The following is a 12,261-nucleotide window of genomic DNA, read 5'->3' on the forward strand; positions in this document are numbered from 1 at the left end:
GATGATCCTTCCTCGCCTCGCCCTGGCCGGCCTCGCGGCTGCGCTGCTCGCCGGCTGCAACACCGCCGACCGCCTCACCCAGATCGGCGCGACGCCGGTCCTGTCGGCGATCGACGATCCGACCGCGCAGCCCGGCTACCGCCCGGTGCGGCTGCCGATGCCGGACGTCCAGCCGGTCTCCTACGCCTCGAACTCGCTCTGGCGCACCGGCTCGCGCGCCTTCTTCAAGGACCAGCGCGCCGCCAAGGTCGGCGACCTCGTGACGGTGAAGATCAACGTCACCGACAAGGCGAACCTGAACAACGAGACCAAGCGCTCGCGGGCGAACAGCGAGTCCTTCGGGCTCCCGAACGCCTTCGGACTCGAGAAGCAGACCAAGCTCCTCGGCGGCATCGATCCGGAAAAGATGCTCAAGACGCAGGCCGTCACCAGCAACGACGGTGCCGGCTCGGTGCAGCGGGCCGAGACGGTGACCACCAGCGTGGCGGCGATCGTCACGCAGGTGCTGCCGAACGGCAACCTGGTGCTGGAAGGCCGCCAGGAGATCCGCATCAACTTCGAGGTGCGCGAACTGATCGTCGGCGGCGTGCTGCGGCCGGAGGACATCGAGTCCGACAATACGGTCGATTCGAGCAAGATCGCCCAGGCCCGCATCGCCTATGGCGGCCGCGGCCAAATCAGCGACGTGCAGCAGCCGCGCTACGGCCAGCAATTCCTGGACGTCGTGCTGCCGTTCTGACGGGCGGCGGCAACACGATCCCGCACCGGGCGGCACGCTCCCCCCTTGAGCCGCCCGGACGCGGCGCGGCCCCGGCACTCCCGCCGGGGCCGCCTTCGTTTCTGGTGTCGAAATTTCAGCGCCGAAAGAAAAAGCGCGGCAGATGCCGCGCTTCAACCCTCCCCCCCTCTGCGGGGGAGGGTGGCCTACGGAGTAGGCCGGGAGAGGGGAACCACGGTTCCGGATAGGGTGACACCGTTCTGCCGGGCGCGACTTGGATCAGCGTCGCGCTGCCCCTCTCCCGGCCCCTGCTGACGCAGGGTCCACCCTCCCCCGCAGAGGGGGGAGGGTTCATGGTCGCGTCACACCCTCAATCGTCCCGGTACACCCGCTCCCGGCGCTCGTGGCGCTCCTGGGCTTCCAGCGACAGGGTCGCGATCGGCCGGGCTTCCAGGCGCTTCAAGGAGATCGGCTCGCCGGTTTCCTCGCAATAGCCGTAGGAACCGTCCTCGATCCGGGACAGGGCCGCGTCGATCTTGGCGATCAGCTTGCGCTGCCGGTCGCGCGCCCGCAATTCGATCGCCCGGTCGGTCTCGGACGAGGCGCGGTCGGTCAGGTCGGGGTGGTTCTCGTTCTCGCTCTGCAACGCCACCAGAGTGTCCTGGGCCTCGCGCAGAATGTCTTGCTTCCACCCCTGGAGCTTGCGGCGAAAATACTCCCGCTGACGCTCGTTCATGAAGGGCTCGGCGTCACTGGGGGCATAGCCCTCCTCGATCACGATCTTCGCCATCGCGCCCCTCGGAAAAACAAATGTTGTCCTGACCGCAGCCGGCATCATGGCTACGACCCACTTGGCGCAGCCCTATAATAGAGGCTGCACGACACCACAATGTCCCAGGAGCGATACGCAAGGACCGGACCAGGGGACGGCGGCCCCCTGCTGCAATCGTGTCACGGTCGTAGGGTATCTGCACCAGCCGCCCGACCCTGGATCGCCGCCGCGATGTCCGCCTCCAGGCGCCGGGCGAGGGGCCGGCGGTAATGGCTGCCGTCGAAGAACAGGTCGGGCCCGTGCAGTTCGGGCCGGTCGCCGGACCAGTCGACGACGCGGCCCCGCGGGGCCACCGCGTCCGCCAGGGCCGCGCGGCACGAAGCCGCCGCCGCCGCCCGGGGGGTGCCCGGCCGCGGCAGCGTCGCCGGGGCGGTCGGCGGGAAGACCAGGACCAGGGCGGTGTCCGGCGCGAGGCGCGACGCCAGGGCGCGCAGGCGGGCGGCGGCGGGGAAATCCGGCCCGCCCTCCCCCGGATCGGACTCGTCCGGGGCCGTCTTGGCCCGGGAGGCGACCCGTGCGGGCATGTCGGGATCGCCGAGCTTGAGGTAGTCCGGCTCGTAATCCCAGTAGCCGTCCGGCGCGGCCCGGCGCGGGCTCGCGCGCAACGCCCAGCCGATCCGGTTGACGACCTCGCCGACGACGGTGATGCGGAGCAAGCCCCGCAGGTAGCTCGCCCAGTCCTCGGCAAGGAGCCAGGACGGGAACGGCCGCAGCGGCGGCAAAGCCGGATTGCCGGTGCACCAGAACGCATCGGCCCCGATCACCAGGGCGCGCGCCCGCGGATGGTGGCGCAGGAAGTAGTCGGCGACGATGAGCTGCTCGCCCGGGCCGGTGCCCGGCACCGAGAGCTGGACGAACGGAATCCCGGTGGCGGCGCGCAAGTTCGCCGGCGAGATCAGCTGGATGTGCGAATTGCCGATGATCGCCGCCTCGTAGGCGGGATCGCGGCCCCGGCTCGCCGTGGCGGTGCGGGGTCCTTGCGGGCGCACGCCGTCGCGGTCGACGAGCCGCGGCCGGCCGGTATCGTAGGGATCGACCGCGAGCGCGAGCGCGAGGTACCCCGTGAGCAGCAGGATCGCTGCCACGATGAGGCGGATCGAGAAAAGACGCCAGGCGGCCTCGGTCGCGGCGGGAGGGTCGGCGCGCATCGTTTCGGCCCCCTCAGAACTGGAAATAGATGAACTCGTAATTGGCGTCGTCGCCGATGCGCAGCAGCACCGCCACGAGGAGCACCGCGAAGGCGATCGCCAGGGCGGGCCGCGGCGGCAACCGGTGAACCGCCGCCCAGGCGGTCGGTCCGACCAGCGCCACCAGCAAAGCCGGCGCGAAGGCCCGCCACTTGAAGCCGTGGCCGGACGGCGCGAGGCCGAACAGGCCCTTGAAGATCGCGATGGCCGCCTCGAAGCTGGTGGCGCGGAACAGCACCCAGGTGAGCGCCACGAAGGCGAAGGTCAGCGCCCAGCCGAGAATTGCCGGCATCGGCAGCCCGGCCCGGCGCCACAGCAATCCGGCCCCGAGGCCCAGACCATGCGCCGCCCCCCAGGCGACGAAGGTGAGGCCGGCGCCGTGCCACAGCCCGCCCAGCGTCATGGTGGCGAAGAGCGCGGCGATCTGGACGCCCAATCCCCGCCGGTTGCCGCCGAACGGGATGTAGAGGTAGTCGCGCAGGAAGCGCGACAGGGTCATGTGCCAGCGCCGCCAGAACTCCCGGAGCGAGGTGGCGCGGTAGGGCACGTCGAAGTTCTGCGGCAGCACGATCCCGAACAGCAGCGCGAGGCCGAGCGCCATGTCGGTGTAGCCCGAGAAGTCGAAGTAGATCTGGAACGTGAAGGCGAGCGTGCCCTGCCAGGCTTCCGCCACGCTCACCACCTTGCCGGCGGCGGCCGCCTCGAAGACCGGGTTGGCATAGGCGGCGAGCGGATCGCCGAGGAAGACCTTCTTGGTGAGCCCGATGCAGAGCAGCATCAGGCCGCGACCGAAGCGCTCGGCGGCGTCCGGCCTGGCATAGGGTTTCTCGTCGAACTGGTGGAGGATCTCGCTCCAGCGCACCAGCGGCCCGGCGAGCACCTGCGGGAAGAACGCGATGTAGAGGGCGTAGCGCGTCAGATCCATCTGCGGCGCCCGGCCGGCGCGCAGGTCGGTCAGGTACATCACGTGGTGGAAGGTGAAGAACGAGATGCCGAGCGGGAGCGCGAGGCTCGGCCGCTCAAGATCGTGGAGCCCCGGCAGGAGGGCCGCGAGGCCGGCCAGGAACCCCGCATACTTGAACAGGGCCAGCACCGCGAGGTTCGCCGCGATGGCGAGCGGGACCAGGAGGGCGGCGCGGCTCCGCCCGAACCAGCGCGCGACGAGCCAGTTCAGCCCGATCGAGGCCATCAGCAGCGGCACGAAGCGCGGATCCCACCAGCCGTAGAAGACGAGCGACAGCAAGACCAGGAGCGGCAGCCGCCAGCCCGGCCGGTGCAGGGCCACGACGGCGTGGAGGACCAGGGCCACCGGCAGGAAGCCGAGGAGGAACGGGAAGGAGTTGAACAGCATCGCGGCCGGGGTGAGCAGGTCCTCGGGTCAGGCAGGTCGTGCGGCGACACCAAGGCCGCGTGCCGTCAGGCGGGCGCCGTTGTGGGGGGCTGGCGGTGGCGCGTCAACGGCCGGAGCCCGCTCGACCCGGTGCGCTCCTCACTTCCCCGCCATCTCGATCTTCGCCAGTTCCACCTGCGCCCGCAGCTCGATATGGGCGACGAGATCGTCGAGGCGGGGATCGCCGGTGCTGCCGTTGCGCTCGGCGAGGCGGGCGGCGATGGCCTTCAGGTCGCTCACGGCGACGCGGCCGCCGAGCAGCGCGGCCTTGAGGCGGTCGAGGGCGTCGAGGAGGTCGTGGCCGCGCTTCGTCGCCCGGCGGCGGCGGTCGGCGGCGATCTCGTCCTGGCTCTGGAGGGTCAGGATGGCGCTCAGGCTGGCGAGCGGCATCGCGCTGCCGGCGCTCACCGGCCCGCGGGCGCCCTCCATCCCGAGGGTGAACACGCCGCCTGCCGGCAGGGTGCGCGAACCGGTTCCCGACAGGGGAGCGGCCGCGAGGCGGGTGTCGACGCGCATGGGGTCTGGGTCCGGGTCACGAAGGTTCGCTGTTCGCGAGACAAACTTCGCCCCGGTATGGTGAATGCGCCGTAAACGAGGCGGCAGTTCTTGCCGCCGGGACGAAAACGACCGGGTCCGGATCGGTCGCCGGAGAGGGGCGCCGGCAACGGATCGGTAACCTTACCAGAGACTTACGACCGGCCCGGGCGCTGGCACGGTCCTGGCAATCCGGGTTGTCGAGTTTCGGGACCCCGCCATGCGCCTTCGCCTCCTCGTCCTCGCCTTCCTGGCCCTCCTGCCCCTGGCCCTCGCCGCCGCCCGGCCCGCCCTCGCCCTGTCGCGGGTGAAGGACCTCGCCAGCGTCGAGGGCATGCGGATCAACCAGCTCGTCGGCTACGGCATCGTCGTCGGCCTCAACGGCACCGGCGACACGCTGAACAACGCGCCCTTCACCCGGCAATCGGTGCAGGCGATGCTGGAGCGGCTCGGGGTCAACACCCGCGGCGCCACCATGCGCACCGCCAACCTCGCCGCCGTGATGGTGACGGCGAACCTCCCCCCCTTCGCGGCGCAGGGCACGCGGATCGACGTCACGGTGTCGTCGCTCGGCGACGCCAAGTCGCTCCAGGGCGGCACGCTCCTGGTGACGACGCTGCTCGCCGCCGACGGCGAGGCTTATGCGGTGGCGCAAGGGTCGCTCGCCATCGCGGGCTTCCAGGCGGAAGGCGACGCGGCCAAGATCACCCGCGGCGTGCCGACCAACGGCCGCATCGCCAACGGGGCGGTGATCGAGCGCGAGATCGCCTTCAAGCTCAACGACCAGAAGTGCCTGCGCCTGTCGCTGCGCAACCCCGACTTCACGACCTCGAAGCGCATCGCCGCGGCGATCAACGACTTCATGGGCGCCGACACCGCCGAGCCGACCGACCCCTCGACCGTCACCCTCCAGGTGCCGCCGCGCTATCAGGGCAACATGATTCGGCTTCTCACCGAGGTCGAGCAGCTGAAGGTCGAGCCCGACCAGGCGGCCCGGGTGGTGGTCGACGAGCGCTCCGGCATCATCGTGATGGGCCGCGACGTGCGGGTCTCCACCGTGGCGGTGGCGCAGGGCAACCTCACGGTCACCATCAGCGAGCAGCCGCAGGTGAGCCAGCCGGCGCCGTTCTCCAACGGCGAGACCGTGGTCGTGCCCCGCACCGCCCTCAAGGTCGATGCCGGCGAGAAGAACAAGCTCGCCCTGGTCAAGGAGGGCGTGACCCTGCGCGAATTGGTCGACGGCCTCAACGCGCTCGGCATCGGCCCGCGCGACCTGATCTCGATCCTCCAGGCGATCAAGGCCGCCGGCGCGCTCCAGGCCGACATCGAAGTGATGTGACGCCAGCACCCTCCCTTCCCTCCCCGCTCACCTCCGAGGTTCGCCCGATGTTCCCCCTCGCTTCCCTCGCGGCCTCCGCCGGTCTGGCGGTCGGCCAGGCCCTCGCCGGGGCGGTCTCGTCCAGCCCGGCCCCGTCGGCCGACACGCTCAAGATGCAGAAGACCGCCAAGGACTTCGAGTCGATGTTCCTGGAGCAGAGCCTCGACGTGCTCAACCGCTCGGAGGGCACCGACGGGCCGCTCGGCCAGAACGGCACCGGCGGCGGCGTCTACCGCTCGATGCTCAACAAGGAATACGCCCAGTCGATCGTGCAGAGCGGCGGCGTCGGCATCGGCGACCAGGTGATGCGCGAGATGATCCGCCTCCAGGGAGGGGCCCATGGCTGAGGCCGTCCGTCCCGTCCAGCCCGCCGGCATTCAGGTCACCGACGCCGCGGCCGCCGAGCGCCTGGTCGCCGAGACCCTGACCACCATGCGCGAGCTCGAGATCCTGCTCGGGCGCGAGAGCGACCACATCCGGGTCGGGCGCCTCGCCGAGGGCCTGGCCGAGGCGCCGCAGAAGACCGCGCTTGCCGGGGCCTATCTCCGCGGCCTGCAGGCGGTGAAGGCGAATGCCGTGGCGCTCGCCCGCTTCGCCCCCGAGGGCATCGCGGCGCTCCGTGACGCGCATGGCCGGTTCTCGGAGGTGGTGGCGGCCAACCAGGCGGTGCTGGCCACCGCCCGCTCGGTCTCGGAAGGGCTGTTGCGCAACCTCTCGACGGAGCTGACCCGCAGCGCCGAGCCGAAGGGCTACGGCACGCGCCCCGCCCCCTCCCCCTACGGCCACCGCCGCAGTGCGCCGCTGGTGCTGTCGCGCAGCCTGTAATACCAAAGGTCGTTGGAAACGACCTTTGGTTCCGTTCGCGAATTTTCGTCAAGCCTCTGGCTTGGCATAGACAATTCGAGATGGCTCAATGGCCCGATGCGTCAGCATCTTGGGTCATTGGTATAATGCCTCAATGGCTGGTGCCGAGCCGGATATAGGCCCGGGCCGGTCCGTAATCGGTCTCCGTCCGGGTATCGATGGCGACCCGGCCGGAGCCGCTGACCACACCCCGCGCCGCCCCGTCGAGCCCGGCCCCGGGGCGGGCGGGCACCGGCGTGCCGGCCTCGGCCCGCACCCGGCCGCTGATCCGCGTGCAGGCTCCGCCGGGGGAGAAGCGGACGAAGCCGGGGCCTTCGTGCGGGCAGGCCTCGGGCGCCTTGGCGATGGGCAGGTCGCGCACATCGAGCGCGTGGGCCGGCAAAGCCGCGAAGGAACCCGCGAGGAGGGCGGCGGCCGCCAGGATCATCGATGTCGTGCGCATGCGCCTGCCCTCCCGTTCGGGGTGGAGAGAAGCATGGTGCTGGCTGGTGCGCCAGGGCGTGGGGGGCACAGGGGGCGGCGCGCCGTTCCTCTCCTCACGGTCGGCACGGCTGTTCGGGAAAGGAAAAGGCGCGGGCTTCCCCTCTCCCCGCGGGCGGGGAGAGGCCTGAGCTCCAAAGGGGCTCAGGGAGCGTCGAACCGCAGGTTCGCCGCGAGGGTGAGGGGGTGATGCCGGAGGAGTCTCGCTCGTCGACACCCCCTCACCCTCGCTGCGGCTGCGCCTCCGCTTGCTGTATTCCCTGAACGGGAACACAGCCCTCTCCCCGCCCGCGGGGAGAGGGGAAAACCGCGCCATTTTCGTGCTGGCCAGACCTGCATCTGCGAGGAAACGGAGGATCTCGCGCCTCTCCTTATACGTGTTGATCTTATGGCACTCACCCCACGCAAAGCTCGAAAATCTCCTCCGCCTGCCTCACCGTCATCTTCCGCGCCGCCGGGCTGGCGATGATCGTGCGGTCGTTGGCGGTGCCCGGGTCGAAGTCCTTGGCGGCGATGCCGGCATAGAGGCCCGGCACGGCGCGCAAAGCCATCTCGCGCACCCGGTCGCGGGGCAGCTGATCGGAGGTGAAGCGGGTGGGGAAGCCGATATCGGCATAGAGCGCCCGGATCGCCCCGGCGCAGGCGGCAATCGTCTCCTGGCGCGACAGGCCGGCGGTCTCGACCTCCAGCGCCTCGGCGAGCGGGCGCACCTTGGCCGGCAGCACCGCGAGGTTGAAGGTGACGACGTGCGGCAGGAGCACCCCGACGCCGTAGGGATGGGGCAGGTCGAGATGGCCCTCCAACGGCAGCGACAGGGCATGGCCGTGGCCGAGGCGAGCATTGCCGCAGGCGATGTTGGCCATGCAGGAGGCGACCAGGTTGTCCTCGCGGGCGCGGTCGTCGTCGGAATTGATCGAGGCGCGTAAGGATGCCGCCTGGAGCCGTACGGCGGCGAGCGCCACCGCGTCGGTGAGCGGCGAGGCGATGCCGCTGAGATAAGCCTCGACGCCGTGGGTCAGGGCATCGACCGCCGGCAGGGCCGCGACGTGCATCGGCAGCGAGCGCAGGGTGACGGGATCGAGGATCGCCGCGTCGGGGAAGCTCAAGGGGCCGCCGCCGAGGAGCTTCAGGTGGCGCACCTCGTCCTTGACGATGGTCCATTGCGACACCTCCGAGCCGGAGCCGGCGGTGGTCGGCACCATGATCATCGGCAGCGCCTTGCGGTCGAACTGCCCGACGCCGGTGCAGTCGGCCATCGGCTTGTGGTTCGTCGCCACGATGGCGATGCCCTTGCCGGTACACATCACCGAGCCGCCGCCGATGCACACGATCCCGTCGATGCCCTCACGGCGCACCCGCTCGCCCTGGTCGTCGATATGCGAGCAGCGGGCGTCGATCCCGCACTCGTCGAAGCGCGACACCGCGATCCCCGCCTCGGCGAGCGCCGCCAGCGCGTCGGCATGGAAAACCTGCGCCGAGATCACCGGATCGGACACCACCAGCACCCGCGTCATCTTCAGGTCGCGGGCGAGCGTGCCGATGGTGGCGAGCGCGCCGTTCCCTGCGACGATCCGGGTCGGCATGTAGAAGCTGGTGATCATCGGCGTCTCCTCGGGCAGCGGGGCGCCTGTGGTGTCGGGCCCTCGCGATCGTGCCGGCGGTGTCGCCCGATCGCGGGCGCCGCGTCCAATACAAAGATCGCGCACGAGCCATAGCCGGCGACGATGGCGTCCTGCTGCCATATCGGGAAACGATGACGGGGCCTCGCGCAAACTATTGGACGGCGATTGATTGGGGCCGCAAGACCATCGCACCCATCACGCATCGCCCCGACGCCCGCCAACGGGCGCGAGACCGGCCGGTGCCGACGCCTGAGGAAACGCCATGACCCGCCCCTGCTGGACGCGCCGCGCCGCCGTCGCCGGCCTGCTCGCCGCAACGATGACCGCCCCGGCGATGGCCGCCGAGACGCCCTTGCGCATCGGCGTGATCGAGGACCTGTCGGGGATGTATTCCGGCAATGGCGGGCCGAACATGGTGCTGGCCGCCACGATGGCGGCGGAGGAGTTCGGCGGGAAGGTGCTGGGTCGGCCGATCGAGGTGATCGGCGTCGACCACCAGAACAAGCCCGATATCGGCTCGGGGCTGGCCCGCCAGCTCGTCGACCAGCGCGGCGTCACCGCCTTCGTCCTCGGCGGCGCCAGCTCGGTGGGCCTGGGCGTCCAGGCCTACGCCAAGGAGCGCAAGATCACCACGATGGTGACCGGCGGCTACGCCTCGCAATTCTCCGGTCCGGGCTGCTCGCCCTACGGCACGCAATGGGTGCCCTCGACGGGCGAGCTTGCCAACGCGGTGGCGGGCGCCGTGGTGCAGGGCGGCGGCAAGAAGTGGTATTTCATCACCGCCGATTACGTCTTCGGCCACGGGCTGGCGGCGGATGCCGGCAAGGCCGTGAAGGCGGCCGGCGGCACGGTGGTCGGCGAGATCCGCCATCCGCTCGGCGCCACCGACATCTCCTCGCAGCTGATCCAGGCGCAGTCGTCGGGTGCCGACGTGATCGGGCTCGCCAATGCCGGGCCGGACCTCGTCAACACCATCAAGCAGGCGCGGGAATTCGGCATCACCTCGAAGGTGGTGGCGATGCTGGTCTTCACCAACAACACCGTGGCGCTCGGCCTCGACGCGGCGCAGGGCATCCGCATGGCGGTGAACTTCTACTGGGACGCCAACGAGCCCAGCCGTGCCTGGGCCAAGCGCCTGATGGCCCGCAACGGCAACGTGGTGCCGACCATGGGCCATGCCGCCGCCTATTCCTCGGTGCGCCACTACCTGCGCGCCGTCGAGAAGGCCGGAACCGACGACGCGGCCGCGGTCAACAAGGCGATGAAGGACCTGCCGATCGACGACGGCTTCTACGGCAAGCCGCGCATCCAGGCCAACGGCCGGGTGGTGATGGACATGATGCTGGTCGAGGTGAAGAGCCCGAAGGAATCGAAGAGCAAGGCCGACCTCTACCGCGTGATCGAGACGATCCCGGGTGACACGCTGTTCACCCCGGCCGACAAGAGCGGCTGCCCCCTGACCACCGCCGGCTGAACCGGAGCCTTTCGCGATGAAGCTCTACGCCAACCCGACCTCGCCCTTCGTGCGCCTCGTCCGCATGGCGCTGATCGAGAAGGGCCTGAACGAGGCCACCGAGACCACCTTCGTCGATGCCTGGGCCGACGATCCGGCCTTCCTCGACGCCAACCCGGCCGGCCGCGTGCCGACGCTCGTCGCCGATGACGGCGCGCGGCTGACGGAAGCGCTGCTGATCCTCACCCATCTCGACGCGGTCGGCACCAGGCCGGCTTTGCTGGCGGGCGGCCCCGCCGCGCTCTCGGCCGCCGGCGTGGCGATCGGGGTGTTCGACGCCGCGGTGGCGGTGATCATCGGCCGCAAGTCGGCGCCGGATTTCGACGCCGGCCTCGTCGGCACCAAGCGCTTCCGCACCATGCGGGAGGGCTTGCGGCGCCTGGATTCGGTGTTCGTGAGTATGCAGGAACCGTTCGGCCTGCCCGCCATCGCCGCGGTCACGGCCCTCGACTACCTGGTCTTCCGCTTCCCCGACCACGACTGGCGCGGGCTCTGCCCGAACGTGGCCGCCTTCCGCGACGCGCAGGCCGATCGTCCGTCGGTGCGGGACACCGTGCCGCGCGGATAAGCCCTCTCTCCTCGCGCCCCATGCGGTCCTCCCGAACCTCGGCTATCGTAGGCCTGACGGATCACGATCCGATGGCTGCGGCGACGGCCGGGACAAGGGAGGATACCGGCGCGATGGAGCTTCGCCATCTTCGCTACTTCGTCGCGGTGGCCGACGATCTCAGCATCACCCGGGCGGCGGAGCGGCTGAACATCGCGCAGCCGGCGCTGAGCCACCAGATCAAGAGCCTCGAGACCGAGATCGGCACCGCCCTGCTCCAGCGCCTGTCGCGCGGGGTGGCCCTGACCGAGCCCGGCCGCGCCTTCGCCGACGATGCCCGCGCGGTGCTCGCCGCCGTCGATGCCGCCAAGACCCGGGCCTTGCGCATCGCGACCGGCGACGTCGGCCAGATCCGCATCGGCTTCACCTCCTCGGCCTCGTTCCACCCCCTGGTGACGAGTGCGATCCGCGACTATCGCAGCGCCCATCCGGACGTGCAGGTCGAACTGCTGGAGGAGACGACCGCGAGCCTCATCGCCGCCTTCCGGGCCGGCCGGGTCGACGTCGCCTTCATGCGCCCGGACGAGGGCGAGGTCGACGATCTCTGGGCCCGCCACCTCTTCGACGAGCCGATGGTGGTGGCGCTGCCGGCGACGCATCGGCTCGCCGCGGAGGCCGGCCCCGTGGGCCTCGCCGATCTCTCGCACGAGGGTTTCATCGTCTATCCGCGCCGCAACGGGCGGGCGCTCTACGACGGCATCATGGCGGCCTGCGCGGCGGCGGGGTTCTCGCCCCACATCGCCCAGAACGCGCCGCAGCTCGCCTCGGTGGTCAACCTCGTCGCCACCGGCATCGCGCTCGCCATCGTGCCGCGCTCGATGGCGCGGCTGGCCACAGAAGGCGTCCGCTACCGGGAGATCGCCGGTCCGGCCCCGGTCGCGCCGATGACCCTGGTGCGCCAGCCGGCGCCGGAGATGCCGCATCCGCGGATCTTTACCGATCTGGTGCTGGCGCGGGTGCGGGGTGAGGAGTGATGAGATTCTCCCGATCTGTGCCTGCATCAATCAGGCGCGAGGTTCCCCTCTCCCCGCGGGCGGGGAGAGGGCTGCGTCTCCGTTCAGGAGATGCAGCAAGCCCGCAGGGCGAGGGTGAGGGGGTGTCTCCGTATGAGACTCCTCCGGCACTACCCCCTCACC

Annotated in this window: 13 protein-coding genes; 7 read left to right on the forward strand and 6 right to left on the reverse strand. The window is 70.6% G+C overall.

Annotation, left to right across the window (positions count from 1 at the left end; translation table 11 throughout):
• Window position 1 precedes the first annotated feature (1 nt).
• Window positions 2–739: a flagellar basal body L-ring protein FlgH gene (gene flgH, locus F1D61_RS14310; protein WP_203158580.1), complete on the forward strand. Its 738-nt coding sequence runs from the start codon at window positions 2–4 to the stop codon at window positions 737–739.
• A 349-nt stretch (window positions 740–1,088) separates the two neighbouring features.
• Here flgH and dksA read toward each other — a convergent pair whose 3' ends face one another.
• The 4 genes from dksA to F1D61_RS14330 all read right to left on the reverse strand — a co-directional run bounded on the left by dksA (window position 1,089) and on the right by F1D61_RS14330 (window position 4,643).
• A complete protein-coding gene (gene dksA, locus F1D61_RS14315) occupies window positions 1,089–1,508 on the reverse strand; it encodes an RNA polymerase-binding protein DksA (protein WP_048431282.1) in 420 nt (139 codons plus the stop codon).
• A gap of 161 nt (window positions 1,509–1,669) precedes the next feature.
• On the reverse strand, window positions 1,670–2,698 hold the full coding sequence (locus tag F1D61_RS14320; RefSeq protein WP_203158581.1) for a hypothetical protein: 1,029 nt from the start codon (window positions 2,696–2,698) through the stop codon (window positions 1,670–1,672).
• Window positions 2,699–2,711: 13 nt separating this feature from the next.
• Entirely contained in the window at window positions 2,712–4,088 is a 1,377-nt protein-coding gene (locus F1D61_RS14325) for an MBOAT family O-acyltransferase (protein WP_203158582.1), read from the reverse strand.
• 138 nt (window positions 4,089–4,226) lie between these two features.
• Window positions 4,227–4,643 carry a flagellar assembly protein FliX gene (locus F1D61_RS14330; protein ID WP_203158583.1) on the reverse strand — a complete coding sequence of 139 codons (417 nt, stop codon included), beginning with the start codon at window positions 4,641–4,643 and terminating at the stop codon, window positions 4,227–4,229.
• 238 nt (window positions 4,644–4,881) lie between these two features.
• Between F1D61_RS14330 and F1D61_RS14335 the strand changes: the two genes are divergently transcribed.
• Genes F1D61_RS14335 through F1D61_RS14345 form a run of 3 tightly spaced genes read left to right on the forward strand, consistent with a single transcriptional unit; the run spans window position 4,882 to window position 6,864 of the window.
• The gene (locus F1D61_RS14335; protein WP_203158584.1) at window positions 4,882–6,000 is read left to right on the forward strand and encodes a flagellar basal body P-ring protein FlgI; all 1,119 of its coding nucleotides are present in this window, start codon (window positions 4,882–4,884) and stop codon (window positions 5,998–6,000) included.
• 47 nt (window positions 6,001–6,047) lie between these two features.
• A complete protein-coding gene (locus F1D61_RS14340; RefSeq protein WP_203158585.1) occupies window positions 6,048–6,386 on the forward strand; it encodes a rod-binding protein in 339 nt (112 codons plus the stop codon).
• Window positions 6,379–6,864, forward strand: a complete 486-nt coding sequence (locus tag F1D61_RS14345; RefSeq protein WP_203158586.1) for a hypothetical protein — start codon at window positions 6,379–6,381, stop codon at window positions 6,862–6,864. The genes F1D61_RS14340 and F1D61_RS14345 overlap by 8 nt, the downstream gene beginning before the upstream one ends.
• A 130-nt stretch (window positions 6,865–6,994) precedes the next feature.
• Here F1D61_RS14345 and F1D61_RS14350 read toward each other — a convergent pair whose 3' ends face one another.
• Window positions 6,995–7,345 (reverse strand): porin, encoded by a 351-nt coding sequence (locus F1D61_RS14350; RefSeq protein WP_203158587.1) that lies wholly within the window; start codon window positions 7,343–7,345, stop codon window positions 6,995–6,997.
• 433 nt (window positions 7,346–7,778) lie between these two features.
• Window positions 7,779–8,984, reverse strand: a complete 1,206-nt coding sequence (locus F1D61_RS14355; RefSeq protein ID WP_203158588.1) for an iron-containing alcohol dehydrogenase — start codon at window positions 8,982–8,984, stop codon at window positions 7,779–7,781.
• Window positions 8,985–9,267: 283 nt separating this feature from the next.
• Here F1D61_RS14355 and F1D61_RS14360 point away from each other — a divergent pair, with 283 nt between their 5' ends.
• The 3 genes from F1D61_RS14360 (at window position 9,268) to F1D61_RS14370 (ending at window position 12,099) form a co-directional block, all read left to right on the forward strand.
• Window positions 9,268–10,479, forward strand: coding sequence for an ABC transporter substrate-binding protein (locus tag F1D61_RS14360; RefSeq protein WP_203158589.1), 1,212 nt, complete (start codon window positions 9,268–9,270; stop codon window positions 10,477–10,479).
• A gap of 16 nt (window positions 10,480–10,495) precedes the next feature.
• On the forward strand, window positions 10,496–11,086 hold the full coding sequence (locus tag F1D61_RS14365) for a glutathione S-transferase family protein (RefSeq protein ID WP_203158590.1): 591 nt from the start codon (window positions 10,496–10,498) through the stop codon (window positions 11,084–11,086).
• 113 nt (window positions 11,087–11,199) lie between these two features.
• A complete protein-coding gene (locus F1D61_RS14370) occupies window positions 11,200–12,099 on the forward strand; it encodes a LysR family transcriptional regulator (RefSeq protein ID WP_203158591.1) in 900 nt (299 codons plus the stop codon).
• Window positions 12,100–12,261: the final 162 nt, after the last annotated feature.

This window comes from Methylobacterium aquaticum (genome assembly GCF_016804325.1).
In the GTDB taxonomy this organism is placed as follows: Bacteria; Pseudomonadota; Alphaproteobacteria; order Rhizobiales; family Beijerinckiaceae; genus Methylobacterium; species Methylobacterium aquaticum_C.

Coding starts and splice junctions, on each gene's coding strand:
- F1D61_RS14335 (WP_203158584.1), top strand. CDS start 4,882: ATGCGCCTTCGCCTCCTCGTCCTCGCCTTCCTGGCCCTCCTGCCCCTG.
- F1D61_RS14340 (WP_203158585.1), top strand. CDS start 6,048: ATGTTCCCCCTCGCTTCCCTCGCGGCCTCCGCCGGTCTGGCGGTCGGC.
- F1D61_RS14365 (WP_203158590.1), top strand. CDS start 10,496: ATGAAGCTCTACGCCAACCCGACCTCGCCCTTCGTGCGCCTCGTCCGC.
- dksA (WP_048431282.1), bottom strand. CDS start 1,508: ATGGCGAAGATCGTGATCGAGGAGGGCTATGCCCCCAGTGACGCCGAG.
- F1D61_RS14370 (WP_203158591.1), top strand. CDS start 11,200: ATGGAGCTTCGCCATCTTCGCTACTTCGTCGCGGTGGCCGACGATCTC.
- F1D61_RS14360 (WP_203158589.1), top strand. CDS start 9,268: ATGACCCGCCCCTGCTGGACGCGCCGCGCCGCCGTCGCCGGCCTGCTC.
- F1D61_RS14330 (WP_203158583.1), bottom strand. CDS start 4,643: ATGCGCGTCGACACCCGCCTCGCGGCCGCTCCCCTGTCGGGAACCGGT.
- F1D61_RS14355 (WP_203158588.1), bottom strand. CDS start 8,984: ATGATCACCAGCTTCTACATGCCGACCCGGATCGTCGCAGGGAACGGC.
- F1D61_RS14325 (WP_203158582.1), bottom strand. CDS start 4,088: ATGCTGTTCAACTCCTTCCCGTTCCTCCTCGGCTTCCTGCCGGTGGCC.
- flgH (WP_203158580.1), top strand. CDS start 2: ATGATCCTTCCTCGCCTCGCCCTGGCCGGCCTCGCGGCTGCGCTGCTC.
- F1D61_RS14345 (WP_203158586.1), top strand. CDS start 6,379: ATGGCTGAGGCCGTCCGTCCCGTCCAGCCCGCCGGCATTCAGGTCACC.
- F1D61_RS14320 (WP_203158581.1), bottom strand. CDS start 2,698: ATGCGCGCCGACCCTCCCGCCGCGACCGAGGCCGCCTGGCGTCTTTTC.
- F1D61_RS14350 (WP_203158587.1), bottom strand. CDS start 7,345: ATGCGCACGACATCGATGATCCTGGCGGCCGCCGCCCTCCTCGCGGGT.